The organism is Agriterribacter humi (assembly GCF_009192765.1).
Classification (GTDB): domain Bacteria; phylum Bacteroidota; class Bacteroidia; order Chitinophagales; family Chitinophagaceae; genus Agriterribacter; species Agriterribacter humi.
In genome coordinates, this window is sequence record NZ_VOHQ01000002.1 from 443,505 (window position 1) to 459,376 (window position 15,872).

At 41.9% G+C, this 15,872-nt stretch carries 14 protein-coding genes; 1 reads left to right on the forward strand and 13 read right to left on the reverse strand.

The features are described from left to right. Nucleotides 1–277: 277 nt before the first annotated feature. The 13 genes from FRX45_RS04940 to FRX45_RS05000 form a co-directional block, all read right to left on the reverse strand. Nucleotides 278–730 (reverse strand): carboxymuconolactone decarboxylase family protein, encoded by a 453-nt coding sequence (locus tag FRX45_RS04940; RefSeq protein ID WP_152267288.1) that lies wholly within the window; start codon nucleotides 728–730, stop codon nucleotides 278–280. A gap of 60 nt (nucleotides 731–790) precedes the next feature. Continuing rightward, complete coding sequence (locus FRX45_RS04945; RefSeq protein WP_152267289.1) at nucleotides 791–2,131, reverse strand: NAD(P)/FAD-dependent oxidoreductase; 1,341 nt, start codon at nucleotides 2,129–2,131, stop codon at nucleotides 791–793. Between the two features lie 63 nt (nucleotides 2,132–2,194). Next, nucleotides 2,195–2,734 carry a DsbA family protein gene (locus tag FRX45_RS04950; RefSeq protein ID WP_152267290.1) on the reverse strand — a complete coding sequence of 180 codons (540 nt, stop codon included), beginning with the start codon at nucleotides 2,732–2,734 and terminating at the stop codon, nucleotides 2,195–2,197. Between the two features lie 8 nt (nucleotides 2,735–2,742). After that, nucleotides 2,743–3,207 carry a redoxin domain-containing protein gene (locus tag FRX45_RS04955; RefSeq protein ID WP_152267291.1) on the reverse strand — a complete coding sequence of 155 codons (465 nt, stop codon included), beginning with the start codon at nucleotides 3,205–3,207 and terminating at the stop codon, nucleotides 2,743–2,745. A 143-nt stretch (nucleotides 3,208–3,350) separates the two neighbouring features. Beyond that, on the reverse strand, nucleotides 3,351–3,563 hold the full coding sequence (locus FRX45_RS23465; protein ID WP_226804974.1) for a hypothetical protein: 213 nt from the start codon (nucleotides 3,561–3,563) through the stop codon (nucleotides 3,351–3,353). A 107-nt stretch (nucleotides 3,564–3,670) separates the two neighbouring features. After that, the gene (locus FRX45_RS04965) at nucleotides 3,671–4,447 is read right to left on the reverse strand and encodes an alpha/beta fold hydrolase (protein WP_152267292.1); all 777 of its coding nucleotides are present in this window, start codon (nucleotides 4,445–4,447) and stop codon (nucleotides 3,671–3,673) included. A 58-nt stretch (nucleotides 4,448–4,505) separates the two neighbouring features. After that, the gene (locus FRX45_RS04970) at nucleotides 4,506–4,691 is read right to left on the reverse strand and encodes a hypothetical protein (RefSeq protein WP_152267293.1); all 186 of its coding nucleotides are present in this window, start codon (nucleotides 4,689–4,691) and stop codon (nucleotides 4,506–4,508) included. Nucleotides 4,692–4,903: 212 nt separating this feature from the next. Further along, the gene (locus FRX45_RS04975) at nucleotides 4,904–5,665 is read right to left on the reverse strand and encodes an SDR family oxidoreductase (RefSeq protein WP_152267294.1); all 762 of its coding nucleotides are present in this window, start codon (nucleotides 5,663–5,665) and stop codon (nucleotides 4,904–4,906) included. Between the two features lie 96 nt (nucleotides 5,666–5,761). Beyond that, complete coding sequence (locus FRX45_RS04980) at nucleotides 5,762–6,748, reverse strand: alpha/beta hydrolase (RefSeq protein ID WP_152267295.1); 987 nt, start codon at nucleotides 6,746–6,748, stop codon at nucleotides 5,762–5,764. Between the two features lie 17 nt (nucleotides 6,749–6,765). Next, nucleotides 6,766–7,650, reverse strand: coding sequence for an alpha/beta fold hydrolase (locus FRX45_RS04985; protein ID WP_152267296.1), 885 nt, complete (start codon nucleotides 7,648–7,650; stop codon nucleotides 6,766–6,768). A gap of 394 nt (nucleotides 7,651–8,044) precedes the next feature. Next, a complete protein-coding gene (locus tag FRX45_RS04990; protein ID WP_193311584.1) occupies nucleotides 8,045–11,272 on the reverse strand; it encodes a sigma 54-interacting transcriptional regulator in 3,228 nt (1,075 codons plus the stop codon). A 207-nt stretch (nucleotides 11,273–11,479) separates the two neighbouring features. Then, a complete protein-coding gene (locus FRX45_RS04995) occupies nucleotides 11,480–12,553 on the reverse strand; it encodes a LacI family DNA-binding transcriptional regulator (protein ID WP_152267298.1) in 1,074 nt (357 codons plus the stop codon). Between the two features lie 154 nt (nucleotides 12,554–12,707). Then, nucleotides 12,708–14,294, reverse strand: coding sequence for an alpha-L-fucosidase (locus tag FRX45_RS05000; protein ID WP_152267299.1), 1,587 nt, complete (start codon nucleotides 14,292–14,294; stop codon nucleotides 12,708–12,710). A 333-nt stretch (nucleotides 14,295–14,627) separates the two neighbouring features. Between FRX45_RS05000 and dgoD the strand changes: the two genes are divergently transcribed. Then, entirely contained in the window at nucleotides 14,628–15,782 is a 1,155-nt protein-coding gene (dgoD, locus tag FRX45_RS05005; protein WP_152267300.1) for a galactonate dehydratase, read from the forward strand. Nucleotides 15,783–15,872 lie beyond the last annotated feature (90 nt).

Sequence of the window (15,872 nt, forward strand, 5' to 3'; positions counted from 1 at the left end):
AAAGACGAATAAAAAACAGGCATATCAATAATGCCGCAACGGAGTAGGGGATAACCCAGGCAAATTTAAGATACCCGTTTCCTCCTATCCCAAATTGAGGTAGAATTTGCGTAAGGGACTCATGTATAGAAATGCTTTCATCCACAGATAAAAACAAGAATATAAGCGAAAGCAGCAACCAGTGATATTTTATGACAGAGCTCTTGTAATGCTTATACAGAAGAAAGGTAATAAGCAGCAAGATTTTATTATGCTGATTCTGCAACAATTAAAGCATTTAACTGTATTGACCTACCCGGTAGGTTCCCGGAACAGTGGGGAAAGCAAGATTGATCCGATTCCATGTGTTGATACTGGTAACCGCAAGTGTAAGATCAATCAGATCTGCATCGGAAAACTGCGCTTTTGCTATTTTATATACTTCATCGGGTACTTCACAATGGGTAACAGCTTCGGCCCAGGCCAATGCAGCTCTTTCACGTTCTGTGTAATAGGGTGTTTCACGCCAGGCGTTTAATCCGTAAAGACGTTGTTCGGTTTCACCCCTGCTTCTGGCTTCTTTAGAATGCATATCAAGACAATAAGCACAACCATTTATCTGCGACACTCGAAAGAATACCAGTTGCAGCAACGCATCTTCTAAAGCTGAATGCTTCAGATAATTAATAATGCCATAAAGTGTTTTTAAAGCGTTTTGTCCAATTAGCTGGACGTTAAGTCTCTGTTCCATTTAAATTAATTTTATTGGTCAAAAATTTTGCAGGAAAATTATATCTGGTGTATTTCGGCATTAAACCATATCTCCCACTTTTATCCGGCTTATCTCTCTTTGTTTTTTATGGAAACTTGCTTCCCTGTTCTCAGAATGAAAGATCATTCGCAATACCTGGTCATGTGTTAAATATGCAACCAGCCAATTATAGAACGTCTTAATTTTATTGTTGTAATTAACAAGGGAGATCAGGTGGATAAAGAGCCAGCCCAACAGTCCCCAAATGCCACCCAGGTGCAGGCGGTGCTTAAAAAGATCGGCTACTGCCCATCTCCGCCCGATGATGGCCATATCGCCCCTGTCAAAATATTTGAATGGTTTCATTTCTTTATCCCGGGCCAGCAGCAATAGATTTTTGGCCAGCCTTTTACCTTGCTGAATAGCGGGCTGCGCAAGCTGTGGATGGCCTTCGGGGTAATGCCTGTAATTATACTGAATACTGATGTCACCGATAGCATAAATATTTCCGTATCCCTTTACCCGGTTATAAAAATTGGTGATCATTCTGCCTCCTCTTCCAAGGCTGCTTTTATCAATTCCTTCAAAAGTATTTGCTGTTACACCTACGGCCCAGATCAATGTTTTTGCTTCAATAATTTCGCCGGTAGATAAATGAACCTGATCATGGTCATAATGGCTGACCTGCGTGTTCAATTTTATCGTTATACCTGATTGTTCCAGCATTTTGAAGGCTTCCTTGTGAGAAGAATCACTCATGGGCGCAAGCAGGTACGGTGATCCTTCGATCAAATAAACTTGCAGTATGTCGTTTTTCAGTTCAGGATAGTCCATGCCGAGTAAACATTGCTTAAATTCAGCAAGCATACCCGCCAGCTCTACGCCGGTAGGTCCTCCGCCGGCAATCACCATGGTCAGCAATTTTTTCCTGATAAAAGGATCCTTTTCAACGGAAGCTCTTTCCATGGTCCGGATCAATCCATTGCGCATATGCAGTGCGTCATCTATTGTTTTAATATAGAACGCATTTTGTTCGATAACAGCACTACCAAAGAAGTTCGTTTTGGAACCTGCTGCAAATACCAGCAGATCATAATTCAATTCCCCTCCATCATTTAAATACAATACATTTTCATCTGTATCTATTCTTAAAATCGTTGCCATCCTGAAAGCAATTCCCCTGCCTTTAAAAATTTTTCTGAATGGATAACTAATCGCGGAAGGCTCAAGAAAACCCGTGGCTACCTGGTACAGCAAAGGAGTGAAATAATTATAATTGTTTTTGTCAACCAGCGTTACATCGTAGAATGTATTATTAAATAAATGCCTTGCAAAACTGAGGCCCGCAAATCCACCACCGATCAGAATAATATGTTTTCTGTTTGCGTTTTTGATTTTCATTTTTTAAATATTTATTCCTGAATAATTCAGCATTCTGTAACAATGCATCCATAGGCATTTACTTTATGAAATGGAAATCTCCGCCAACTGGTCTTTCAGGTACTCAAGCAATTCATCTTCTTCCCAATCACTGTCATACTTTTTCCCATTGATAAAGAAAGACGGAGTTCTGTTTACCCCACTTCTGAGGCCACTTTCAAAATCGTGTTGAACCTTCTCCGCCAGGTCTTTTCTTTGAATGTCACTTTTAAATCGCTCCGGGTCAAGTCCGGTGGTTTCAGCAAATAGAAAAAAACTTTCTGCCTCCAGCGTTTGCTGTTTTTCAAAAATGATGTCGTGCATTTCCCAAAATTTATCCTGCAGGGCAGCGGCCTCCGTTGCAATGGCAGCAGGCAATGCAAGCGGATGAATTTTTGATAGGGGAAAATTTCTGAAGATAAATTTCAGATCAGCACCTGATTTTCGCAGTATATTTTTTATGATCGGATATGCGCGGCCACAATAAGGACATTGGTAATCTCCATATTCGACCAGCTCAAGCGCAGCATTTAAGTTGCCATAAATATGATCATTACTATTTACAGCAGGTATTAATTGTGTCATAGATTTGTTTATTTTAAATTATCCAATTGCTCCAATGCATTCAGTATACCGTCTGCCCCGGGATTGATACCAGCAGGCGACAGGTAACTCCATTGAATGGTTCCTTTTTCATCCATTACATACAATGCCCGCCGGCATTCGCCTGATTCTTCATTGTACGCCTCATATAGCTTAGCTACCGCACCTTTGGGCTCAAAATCTGCAAGCAAGGGAAAATGAAAATTATGATGCTGGCTGAACGCAGAATGACTCCACCTGCTGTCTACCGAAATACCCAGCAGTTGTGCATTGTGCCTGGCAAAATATTTTTCCATTTCATTATAAAGGTTCATCTGGTCGCCACATACCGGGCTCCAGTCTGCGGGGTAAAACGCCAGGATAACTTTCTTACCTTGCAGTTCATTCAATCTTATTTTTTGATAAGGTGAAGAATACAGCTCGAAATCCGGCGCGGTGATTCCTGTTGTTAACATGTAATTTATTTTTTGATTTATTATTTGTTTGATTTCTTTAGCAACCTTGTTAGCAAAATAAGAATGCCTTTGTTACGGCAAAGGCATTCAATAGCCCCAAATCCCATGCGGCAGGAATTATCATGCGTGCTTCAACAATGGCTTCATATTGAATGATCGGGCATTCCCTCGCAATCTCCACAGCTTCGTTGTAGTCTTGCTTTTATCAGGAATAAAGCGGCCATGGGCTCCTTTTTTTCCGTGTAAGGTCCCTGCTGTACTTTACTATCTCCCGAGATAACTCTTCCGTCAGCATCCCACCGCTTTTGCGGAGCAACCAGCTTGCCGCTGGACGCAATGCAATCCAGTCCTGGCATGGTTTTAATGCTTCTTTCATTTGCTCCGGCGAAGGGCCCGGATTTTTATTTGTAAGATATCTTAATATTGCAGATTACTGTCAGTGGAATGCTGGGCATATCTTACATTATAATTTCCCGGCTGCTGCAATCACGAAATCCGCTACTTTATTGGGCTGCGATACCATAGGAACATGGCTGGATGCAAGCTCAAGTGTTGTTGCTTTTATCAGACCGGCCTTAAATCGCTCCAGGTCAGGATTGATCATTCCATCTTTTGCCGCTACGATATACCACGATGGTTTCGTTTTCCAGGCGGGGCTATATACTTTCTCCTGCGTAGCCGATGCGGCCCATGCAACCTGGGTAGCAAATATTATTTTTCTTTCTTCGGGTGATACATCCTGTGCAAAAAACTCGTTGATCCCTTTCGGCGACAGGGATAAAAAACCGTCAGGACTAAGTTGAAATTCCGGCCCCACTGCTGTTGGTGGCATTGCAGCATTAACATCGTTTACGTTCTGTCCTTCTTCAGGAACCAATGCAGCAACGTAGAGCAACCCCGCTACTTTTGGATCTTTTCCTGCTTCGGAAATCACCATTCCACCATACGAGTGGCCGACGAGCAGTACCGGTCCGTCCATTTGAGCGATGACACGCTTAGTAGCGGCAACATCATCGGCGAACGAAGTGAGCGGATTTTGTACGGCAATTACATTTAGCCCTTTTGCCTGAAGTAAAGGAATAACCTTTGTCCAACTGGAACCATCGGCAAAAGCGCCGTGAACCAATACAATATTTTTTATTCCTTTTGAATGGGTTTGTGCGTTTGCATTTTGTGGCAGGGAAAAGACGTTGGCTGCCGCAATTATCGCAACTGAAGTGATTTGTTTAATAGTAAACATAAAAATTTGTTTTTTGATTATAATAATGTTGTTTGTTGCAGTCGTCTGCAAAGTGTCATCAGTTTTCCCTTTCCTTTGTTTCACCTAAGGGCTGATCTTTCATTCGTATGGCATCATCCAGGAATTCACTTCCATCGGTTATATTTGCTTCGTGGTAGTATGGGTATATGCTTTCCTGTATTCCTTCTGATAAGGTCCGTTCATTTCCGGGATCCTTTTTTTTAGCTGAAAAGATGGTATCCATGTTAAACCATTTTTATGATTAGAAAATAGGAGCACCTGCTGCCGGACGCTTCGTTGTGTAGCTGGTCGGTTTTCGCGGGGACACCGCGCCGATGTGGGTTTGTCCCGTGCACGAACGGGTGGAAAGTGCACGTCCCTTACAGCCGCCTCAACGAGCTGACACCCGTCATCTTCGTTACGAAAGGCAGTGATCAAATGCTATAGTGAAAATTATCAGGATTGTGTTGTAGCTAACTGAGCGGTGAACCAATCTTCATATTTTATTTTTCCAAGACGGGGATGCTCGCCCGGAACTAAGGATCCATCATTCAATTCGGCACCAAAATAAAGCGCATGCTCATTACTGATCAACCGGCGGGAATCTTCTGTTGCATTCAGATAATAGCGGATAAACTCAACCATCGGCATACGCACCGGGCCGGCTACTTCAACGGTGGCATTTAAAGGCGCTCCGAGTACGATCTCTGCCAGGGCCGATACCACTTCGTCTGATGCTATGGGTTGAAATTCGGCCGGCGAGATCTGTACTTCTTCACCGGTTGTGCCTGCCTGTGCTATCCTGCCAGCAAATTCGAAAAACTGAGTAGAACGCAAAATGCTGTAAGGAATGCCGGATTCTTTAATCAATTCTTCCTGCGCAATTTTTGCACGGAGGTAACCACTTTCCGGAAGACGGTCAGCGCCCACCACCGACATTGCAACATGATGTTTCACTCCGGCATAAGCTTCCGCAGTAAGCAGGTTCATGGTAGACCTTTGAAAAAAATCCAAGACCGCTTTGTCTTCAAATGAGGGAGAATTGGAAACATCAACAACAATATCTGCATTTTTTAACGCTTCATTCAGTCCTTCACCGGTAATGGTGTTAACACCTGAAGCAGGAGATGCGGCTATTACGGTGTGATCATGCCGGAGAAGCTTGTTTACAAGATTTGAACCAATAAGGCCGGTTCCGCCGATTACTACAATTTTCATGATTTTTGGTTTTTAGATTGTTATGCTTAGCATTTGTGTGATTGATAAATGTTTTATCGAAAGGAAAATTGACCTTGTTATTTGCTGCCGGGATTATTAATGCTTCAGTGCATTCCTGATCACAGCGGCTGCCTGTAACAGCGCTGTTTTAACAGCCGGGATCTCAGCCAATGGATTTAACAAACCATAATCGTGGATCAATCCTCCATACCTGGTTAAGGTTACTTTAACCCCGGCTTCATCTAATTTTCGGGCGTAGGCCTCACCCTCATCCCGCAGCACATCATTCTCTGCTGTTTGTATTAAGGCAGGAGGCAGACCTTTTAGCTGATCTAAAGTAGCGTTCAGCGGAGATGCGTATATTTCCTTACGCGCTTCTTTATCAGGTAAATAATTATCCCAAAACCAGATCATCATATTTCTTGTAAGAAATCTTCCTTCGCCCAATTCTTTGTATGAGCCGGTTTCAAAATTGGCATCGGTTACCGGCCATAGCAATACCTGGAGCTTTATAACCGGTCCTTTTTTTTCTTTAGCCATCAGTGCCACAGATCCCGTCATGTTGCCGCCCACACTGTTGCCAACAACTGCGAGGTTGTTACCGTCAACGCCTATTTCGCTGCCATGTTCCGCTAACCATTTAAGTGTAGCATAGATTTGATAAATAGCTACCGGATAATAGGCTTCCGGAGACGGAGTATAATCAGGAAAAACCGCTACAGCACCGCTTTCCACTACTAAATCTCTTACCAATCTTCTGTGGGTTTGATAATCTCCCAATACCCATCCTCCTCCATGAATATAGATGAAGGCCGGCGCGCCCGGTTTGGCGCTAATGGGTTTTACAATATGCACGCTCACTTGTTCACCGTCCTGCCTTATTGTTCTTTCAGATTCTTCAATACCTGAGTAATCTACTGTTACTGAATTTTGCGCATCAATTAATACTTTTCGTGCATCTCCGGGGCTAAGCTGTTCAATAGGCTTACCATTTCCCGAATTAAGCGCTTTCAGAAAATTTCGTACCTGTATAAGAATACGTGGATCATTTTCTGCTTTTACAATCTTGTAAGGTTGTGTCATAGTTAAAATGTTTATGTTTAATAATATTGTTGAGCAGGTTCACCCTGTTTAATGTTAGCGAACCGGATGAACTTTAGCAGGGTTGAATTGAATTTTTCCATTTCCTCGAGGACGAGGGTATGACCACTGTTTTCAAAAGGAACGAAGTAAGATCGCGGAAGCGCATCATGCAGCCGTTCTGCTAAAGTGAAGGGAAATATCCTGTCCTTTTTACCATGGAAGATTACCGTATATATATTTATCTTTTTAAGATCCCAGTACAAATCTGCATCGCGAAGCAGGAGGAAGCTTTGTTCTAAAGCATAGGAGGAGCTTCGCTCATTCATATTACTAAACCACTGTGCAATGTTTGCAGAGACAAATTGATTACTGCCTGCACACAGGCTGGTAAATGTTTTGAAGAATTCCGGGTAATCCGAATTAACCATTTTGATAAACCAATCTATATACTGCCTAAAGGAAATGGATATTGATTCATACCGTTCTGCTAAAAAGGGCGTAGCCGCACTGAACAAAGCCAGCTTATTGATATGAGCTCCGTTATATCTTACTGCATATCGTATAGCAGCGGTTGCTCCTGTTGAAAAGCCACCCAGTACGGCATTATTGATTTCAAGTGTTTCTAATATAATTTTAATATCATCGGCAAACACATCATAGTTGTATTTCCCGTAGGGCTTATCTGAAAGTCCAAAACCCCGAAGGCTTATGCCTATAACCCGGTAGCCGGCTTTAATGAAGTATTGAAATTGATATTCAAACATTGCATTGCTGAAGGGAAGTCCGTGTATTAACACGATGGGATCGCCTTCGCCAAGATCAGAGATATGCAGCCGTACATTTTTTTCTACTTCTATAAACGAGTAGCGACCCAGGGCAGCTCTTGTATATTTATCTTTCATATGATCATTGTTGTTTTTGTATCATTTACGGACTGATATTATTCTTGTACGTTCAGTATTTTAGTAATGCCCCAATCCCTGCTCCTTGCATTGCTTATTATCATTTGACCTGTTTAATTTTTCTTGAATTGGCGATGATAAAAACAACTGACGTGCCAATAAGACAAACGATTAGTTTTGAGATACTTACGTGAAGTGTTCGGTATTTAAATCCGCTTTATTTCGCCATTTGACGAACAGAGGCGCTATATATCGGGGAATTGCATTGAACGTTAGCAGGCGCATCCGCTGAACCAAAAGTGATAGGGTAAATGCAAACCAGGGGATAAACATAAATTGCAGTGCCGGCGGGGCTGCAGCAGGAGGAATATAGTAATAAGAAGAAACAGTATGCTTAATTCGCTTTTTGGTAATAATCACCTTTTGAAATGCCGAGTTTTTTCATCTTTGAATGCAATGTAGTAGAAGGCATTTCCAACGCTGCGGCGGCTCCGCCACTGCCTGCAATTTTACCACTGCACCTTTTCAATACTTCAATAATATAAGTGCGTTCAAGTTGCTGAAGGGTTTTGTTCGAAACATCTGATTTATCGGTTCCTTCCTCATTCAATCCTTTAGGCAACTGTATGTCTGTTAAAACATTTCCCTGCGCCAAAAGAATACTTCTCTCAATTAAATGTTCCAGTTCTCTCACATTACCCGGCCAGGTATAGCTCTTTAATTCCTGGATGCACTTTGCAGCTATGGATATTATTTTTTTCCCGGAATTTTTACTGTATCGTTCAAGAAAAAAATTAGCCAACGGGGTTATGTCTTCAGAACGTTCTCGCAACGGCGGAAGTATAATAGGAAATACATTAAGACGATAATAAAGATCGGATCTGAAGCGTCCGGACTTTACTTCATGCTCCAGGTTCCGGTTAGTAGCGGCAATGATTCTAACGTCAACCTTTATTGTCGTTTTTCCCCCCACACGCTCCAACTCGCGTTCCTGCAAAACGCGTAATAATTTAACCTGCGTTTCAAGCGGCATTTCGCCGATTTCATCTAAGAATAATGTACTGTTGTCAGCCAGTTCAAACTTACCGATCCGTCTTTCAATTGCACCCGTAAACGATCCCTTTTCATGTCCGAACAATTCACTTTCGATTAGGTTTGAAGGCAATGCTGCACAATTAACCTTAACCATCAGCTTTCCTTTTCTGGGGGATGCGTTGTGAATAGCACGGGCGATTAACTCTTTACCTGTGCCCGTTTCCCCCAACAGCAATACCGTAGCGTTAGACGCTGATACGAGAGACATTAAATGATATACTTTCTGCATTTCGGGGCCATCACCAATAATATCGGAAAAGTTATAGATGGTTTGGATCTGCTCTTTCAGGTAATCATTTTCTACTTCTAATTGCTTTTTATACGCCAGCAGTTTTTCATTGGCCTGTATATTGGCAACAGCAACAGATATCTGGGCGCAAATGCCTTTCAGTAATAAGTTGCTCAAACGGTTTGCCAGCAACCAGATCGTACCCAGGTTTTTATTACCTACCCTGAGTGGATAACCATACATTTTTTTTAAACCCGCAGCTTTCCATAACCTGGCATAAGTATTCCCGCTTTTTAATTCTTCCTCTACGTTAAATACTACTCCGTCTTTGCTCGCCAGAACAAGAGCCGTGTAAGGCTCATGGATGGTTATCCGCTGAGACAACAGTTCATCGAAACTCACTTTTGCCTTTTGAAACAATGAGCTATCGTACATGAAGGAGTACATGTTAAATCCATCATCTTCAATAACGCGGATCATTGCCAGTTGTGCATGCATGGTTTTATCAAGCACCTTAAAAATAGCCGCCTGTAGCTCAGGCTTTGTTCTCACCTGTGCTATATCGTTACTGAAATCCAGGAGAAATGTTTGTTCCTGGTGCTTTTTACTAATTTGCTCGTTAGCCAGGATATTTGAAACAGCTACTGCTATCTGAGCACAAACTGCTTTTAGCAAATTGATCTTTATAGTTTCTGTTTTATTAGCATCTATGTGCAGGAAAGCACAGCCGACATTTTTTCCGCCAACGCGCAGCGCCGATCCTAACACTCTTCGAAGTCCAAGCTTTTTCCAGAAAAAAACATATGCCGGCACGTCAGGTACTTCCACAAGTTTGTTTATTTCGAATAGCACCGGATCTTCTGAGTTCATCATCTCTTTGAATACGGGATCATTAGCAGGGTACCTCGCTGAACTCACTTCTGTATAACCTGCTTTGGCTTTTATATGATTTCTAAGGTCCAGCATGAATGTGCTGTAAGTATGATCTTCATTTATCTGTAAAAAGCCAAAATCCTCAATAGAGAACAAACGCTTGAATTGTTTGTTTACTACCTTTTGTAAGTCATCCCTGCTCATCAACGCCGCTATTTCTCTGGATAAAGAAAGTAAAATTGATTTTTCTTTCTCTCTTTCTGTAATTTCCTCGTTAGACCTGATATTGGAAATAGCTACTGCTATTTGATCGCTTATTCCTTTCAGCAGGTTCAGATTTATTTGATCCGTTATTACCCATAGAACTCCCAGGTCCATGTTGCCTGCACGCAGCGGAACGCCCACCATTTTTTGGAACGCTGCTTTTTGCGGTCCCAGGCCTTTCCAGAATGCTATATAATGATCTGTATTTCCCTGTTTGATCTCCTCTGCAAAATCTATCAGCACCGGCTCGTTTCCACTCAGCACTCTACCGGTAAGACCTTCGTTTTTTTTGATCCTGGTATTCAGCAATTTTTTAAACCCGGGATTATCTATATAATGAACATCCTGATCATGCATAAAAGGACTCAGGGTGGTGCCATCATCATTTATGGTACGTATAAAGTATGCCCTGATCTGGCCCAGTTTTTTCAGGGAATGATGAATTGCCCGGCTTAGGTCATCCCTGGTCCTGGCTGATGCTATATCATGACTAAACTCAATAAGAAATGTCTTGTCTTTATCTTTGTCCGCTATTTCTCCGTTGATTATAATATTAGCAACGGCATTGGATAAATGAGGCGCGATTCCCTCCAGAACATTTTTAAAGTCGTCCGGGAAACTATCGGTTTTGTCAGAATACATTAATACATGCCCGATGGTTTCCATTTTACTTTTTAATTTCACAATCATCGCTTTCTTTATTCCACATTCATAATTGACCTTTAAAAATGCAGGGATACCCGGCTCGTTTATTATATCGTCTAACAGAAAAGACGCCGATACTTCCGGCTCAGCAACCTGGCTAAGAAACGGGTCATTAATAACGAATTGCATTTTAAGTAACGAAGGAAGCTCGCTGCGGTGTTTAATCTGCATAGATTCCCTGTCGATCAGGAATGGAAAATAAGTTCCGTTTTGTTTGTCAACCAGCGAAATGACCGTGTGTGTAAAATAGAAATACGCTTTAAGCCTTGACGAAAAAACTTTTATAAGATCATCCTTTTCCCGAACCCTGGTAATGTCATTGCTTAAGGTTAGTAAAATATCTTTTTCTTTTTGATAGAGCGCCAACTGTTGCTGAAGCGGGTGGGTATGACTTTGTTCATTTTTCTCCGCGGGCTTTCGGCCCTTTATATCTTCTTTTATTGCTGAACTTTTCATTGAATGCATTTTGCAGTGGGTGATGCAACCCAGTTTAGACGGAATGGATATTTATAAGTAAATACCGGCAAGTTTAAAGGTAGATCAAATTCTGCAAAGGCTGCTAAAGCCGTCTCTTTTTTGTGCGTTGGAGAAGCATGAAAAAATGAAGTGATTGACTCCAAAGGTTTAACCGCTTTTGTAAAAGTTCAAAGCATCTCATAATGTTTAGCTGTCTTTCTTTGGCCCTTTCCTTTTGTTTTTTCTGGAGGATGACTCCCGAACGATAATAGAACTTTCAATAACCAGCTTCAATGAAGGGGAAACTTTGCCGTCTGTGTGCTGTTGATTCAAAACATGATTGAAATATACATTAGCTGTTTCCCTGCCCATTTTTTTACTTTGCTGGCTAACCGAAGAAAGTGTTGGCGATGTAACTTCGGTGAAAGCCTCGTTAGAAAAACCAATGATCCCAATATCTTCAGGTACTTTTTTGTTATACAGTCTTGCTGCTTTTAAAACGCCCAGGGCAGCATAATCGGAAACGGTAAAGAATGCATCAGGAGCGGTTTTAAGTTTTAATAATTCTATGGCAGCGGCTTCGGCGGGTTCTTTTTTTAAAATATTATCAATAATAAAATTATACGGAATCGTCAAACCCGATGCCCCGATAGCATCCAGGTAGCCTTGTTTCCTTTCTTTGTAAAGCGGAAGATAATCCGGTCCTCCAAAGAAGGCAATTTTTTTATAGCCCTGGCTGATTAAATGCTGAACGGCTTTGAAAGATGCTTCCTGGTTATCATTCACAAGAATATGACTGCCGAAAGCATGATCCACTCGGTCAAACTGCACCAGTTGAATATTGTGGTTAATGATCTCTTTCAGATGGTCGGTAGTCTTTGTTTCCTGCGAAAGGGAAATCAATACGCAATCCACGTTTTGCTGAATAAGTGTTTCAACAGCCTGCACCTCCCTCTCGAAAGATTCGTCTGACTGGCAAATAATAAGCCGGTGGTCGTTTTCGAAACAGGTTTGTTCAATACCGGCAATAATATCAGCAAAAAAAGCCACATTGATTTTAGGAACAATAACCCCAATTGTTCTGGATGTTCCCCGCCTGAGGTTAGCAGCATTGGAATTATGCTTGTAATTAAGTTCCCGCGCCTTAGCCCTTACCAGGGTTTTCATGTTCTCACTTATCGTAGGAAGATCGTTCAGTGCCTTGGAAACAGAAGATGGCGCAATACCTACAGCATCTGCAATATCACGGATTGTAGCTCTTTTTTTCTTTTCTTTGGGCATTTTATCACTAATGAATTTTAGTTTAATCACTTTGTTTTTTATTCACAAAAAAACGACTCCGGCTTTAATGTTTTATACCAATTCTTCTGCATTCAAAGTCTTTCCTCCGGTTAATGTGTAAAATTATATTAAGTTCCGCCGTTCTCATTGTTTTTTAAGCCATCTCAATTCTTAAACCATAAGTAAGGTTTGCAGCTCCCCGGAATTGATCCTTCCATTCAGAAGGAATAGAAATAATTAATCCTTTTGCACTATCGTATTTCCATCTCAATGCTTCACTGAACCCAAGAAAGCGGATTGTAGCACCCCTGGGCGGGCGGACCGTTGTAAGCATCAACTGTTCTCCGGGCCATTCATAGGAAAAGGCGTATACAACACGGTTATCTTTAGAACGGGTAAAGCGAATATGATCGCCTTCTTTCCATTGATCTGCTCTCCTTGCCCTGGTGGCATAAATGCCTTCACCATTTAGCTTTAACCATTTACCGGTTTCTTTTAGTTGTGCTATAGCAGCAGGATGAAACTGTCCATTACCATCAGGACCGATACCTGCCATAAAATTTCCGCCTTTTGCAACAGCATCTACGAGATTTTTTACTACCCATGATGTCCCTTTATATTTTTGCTTATCCGCTTCATAAGAAAAAGATCCTCCAAGCGAATGAATAACAAACCAGGGCGTATCAGAGTTTTCTTTGCTTCCCGGAACAAATCCTTCAGGCGTATAATAATCGCCGTAATTTCCAATTCCCCTTGCCCTGAACATGGTTTGGGGAGAGATTTTCCGGAGGTGAAGCATGGTATCTCTCAATACAGGCCAAACTTCAGGTCCAAGCCATTGGTCAAGACAGACCATATCTATATGACCATATTTAGTAAGCAATTCTTCGAGTTGCAGCCGGTGCCTGGCCATCATACGGGTTACTTCCTTTGAGGGATTGAGTTTTATTACCAGTCCTGCTTTGGCAAAATACTTTTTGGGATCTTCAATTTCCGGGGTTTTGTTTTTGCCTACAACAGCAATGGTAGCTGAGTCAGGTACCTGCAGCGGGTGATAATTGTAAGGGCGGAAGTCACTATCGTACCAGTCGGGGTGCGAAAAGTACAGATCTACTTTCATGCCTTTTCGGCGGGCTGCGGTAGTCAGCTCTTTGACAACATCTCTTTTAAAAGGCGTTTCCATTATACTATACGCAAGATCGCAATCTTCTATTGCCGGTCCACCCGTAGCAAGCCAATTTACCCTTTTCTTTACCCTGGCACTGGTATCAAACATAGAAAACCCGTCGTGGTGCTTAGCGGTAAATGCAAACATTTTTGCACCACTCTCTGCAAAAAAATTAACCCATTCATCAGCATCAAATCCGCCGGGATACCATGACTTATATAGCTCCTGGTAAGTCTGTTTTTCTTCAGGCAACATCTGAAGATAAGGCCAGGATTCACCGCGAAGCCGTAATAGAGAATATATCCCCCAGTGCAGACGGATACCAAACTTGATATCCTGGAAATCTTCATAAGCACTGTCGGGCGCCCAGTTATAAGCACTGACGGGCGTTTCCTCTACATAGCCGCATGTACGTTGATAATGATGATCACTTAAAGGCAGCCGGTGGGAATACGTTTTTGAATACTTTGCCTGAAGATCCTTACCGGCCGGCATCAGGGCTTGCAAATTTCCGGCAAGCAGCAACCCGGATGTAAGCCCGTAACCATTAACGATAAATTTACGTCTATTCATAACTGTTATTATTAATGCGGAATAAAAATGATATCTTTTTAAATAAGTCTGTGTAAGATGGCAAGGAACTCCTTTTCTTCCGGCTTTTACTACTGAATATTAACATGTATGTGGGCGAATTTATCCTTATCCCTTCAATAATTACAGTAAGCTATCAAATCTGCAATGGTAACATAACAGAATTACATGGTAATAATTAGCATTTGATCTGCATAGATTCTCAATTCATTTGCATTGATTTCTGCAAATCGTTATCTTGTTGCAAATGTCGTTTGCGGCAAACGTAAATGAAACACAGGAAATTCAAAACACCTATCCCGGAATAAGCATAAGATGAACACAAAAATCGAAAAAGTTGAGTTGTTTAAAGTACCGCCACGCTGGTTGTTTTTAAAAATAACCACCCAGTCGGGGATTGTTGGATGGGGAGAACCCTTAGTAGAAGGAAAAGCTGATACCGTATGTGCTGCTGTAAAAGAAATGACATCATTTCTAATTGGCAGAGACGCGCATAGCATTGAAGACATATGGCAAACACTTTACAGGGGCGGATTTTACAGAGGCGGGCCTATACTTATGAGCGCCATTTCAGGTATTGACCAGGCGCTTTGGGACATAAAAGGCAAAGTGCTCGGCGTACCCGTTTATGAATTATTGGGAGGAGCGGTAAGAGACAGGATGAAAATATATGGATGGATTGGTGGCGACAGGTCTGACGAACTTGTAAAAGGAGCTGCAGCCCGGATGGAACAGGGATTCCAGGCAGTTAAAATGAATGCTTGTGCCGAAATGGAATGGATAGATAGCCCCGGTAAGATCAGTAAAGCCGTAAAAGCTATTGAATCTGTAAGAAATGCTATAGGATATGACAGAGGGCTGGGAATAGATTTTCACGGTCGTGTGCATAAAGGACTTGCAAAGCAATTTATGCGTGAACTGGATTATCTCAAACCCATGTTCATTGAAGAGCCCGTTTTATCAGAAAACATAGAAGCATTTTCTGTACTTGCAAACTATACCTCTGCACCCATTGCAACCGGAGAACGGTTGTTTAGCCGCTGGGACTTCAAACGACTTTTTGAGCAGGGAGTTGTTGATATTATACAACCCGATCTCAGTCATGCCGGCGGTATTTCAGAAGTAAAAAAAATTGCTGCTATGGCCGAAGCGTATGATGTTGCTTTGGCACCCCACTGTCCTTTGGGCCCCATTTCCCTGGCAGCGGCACTCCAGGTAGATTTCAACTGCATCAATGCCATTATCCAGGAATCAAGTATAGGCATTCACTATAATGAAGGAGCCGATCTGCTGGATTACCTGGCTAACCCGGAAGTGTTTTCTATAAAAGAAGGCTATATTGAAAGACCTGTTTTGCCGGGATTGGGAATTGAAGTGGATGAAAATAAAGTAAGAAATATGGCATCGAAAGGGCATGACTGGAAAAACCCGGTATGGCGTAATGCTGATGGCAGTATTACAGAGTGGTAGATAAAGAACCAGGAGATATTATGCAGCAATACACAAAAGCCAATGCATTTCTTAGCTGTGACTGGGGCACTTCATCCTTTCGTTATTCAC

Excerpts from the sequence above, each read along its gene's own strand:
- FRX45_RS23465 (WP_226804974.1), bottom strand. The coding sequence starts at position 3,563 with ATGCCAGGACTGGATTGCATTGCGTCCAGCGGCAAGCTGGTTGCTCCG.
- FRX45_RS04985 (WP_152267296.1), bottom strand. The coding sequence starts at position 7,650 with ATGAAAGATAAATATACAAGAGCTGCCCTGGGTCGCTACTCGTTTATA.
- FRX45_RS04970 (WP_152267293.1), bottom strand. The coding sequence starts at position 4,691 with ATGGATACCATCTTTTCAGCTAAAAAAAAGGATCCCGGAAATGAACGG.
- FRX45_RS04945 (WP_152267289.1), bottom strand. The coding sequence starts at position 2,131 with ATGAAAATCAAAAACGCAAACAGAAAACATATTATTCTGATCGGTGGT.
- FRX45_RS04995 (WP_152267298.1), bottom strand. The coding sequence starts at position 12,553 with ATGCCCAAAGAAAAGAAAAAAAGAGCTACAATCCGTGATATTGCAGAT.
- FRX45_RS04975 (WP_152267294.1), bottom strand. The coding sequence starts at position 5,665 with ATGAAAATTGTAGTAATCGGCGGAACCGGCCTTATTGGTTCAAATCTT.
- FRX45_RS04950 (WP_152267290.1), bottom strand. The coding sequence starts at position 2,734 with ATGACACAATTAATACCTGCTGTAAATAGTAATGATCATATTTATGGC.
- FRX45_RS04980 (WP_152267295.1), bottom strand. The coding sequence starts at position 6,748 with ATGACACAACCTTACAAGATTGTAAAAGCAGAAAATGATCCACGTATT.
- FRX45_RS04990 (WP_193311584.1), bottom strand. The coding sequence starts at position 11,272 with ATGAAAAGTTCAGCAATAAAAGAAGATATAAAGGGCCGAAAGCCCGCG.
- dgoD (WP_152267300.1), top strand. The coding sequence starts at position 14,628 with ATGAACACAAAAATCGAAAAAGTTGAGTTGTTTAAAGTACCGCCACGC.
- FRX45_RS04955 (WP_152267291.1), bottom strand. The coding sequence starts at position 3,207 with ATGTTAACAACAGGAATCACCGCGCCGGATTTCGAGCTGTATTCTTCA.
- FRX45_RS05000 (WP_152267299.1), bottom strand. The coding sequence starts at position 14,294 with ATGAATAGACGTAAATTTATCGTTAATGGTTACGGGCTTACATCCGGG.
- FRX45_RS04965 (WP_152267292.1), bottom strand. The coding sequence starts at position 4,447 with ATGTTTACTATTAAACAAATCACTTCAGTTGCGATAATTGCGGCAGCC.
- FRX45_RS04940 (WP_152267288.1), bottom strand. The coding sequence starts at position 730 with ATGGAACAGAGACTTAACGTCCAGCTAATTGGACAAAACGCTTTAAAA.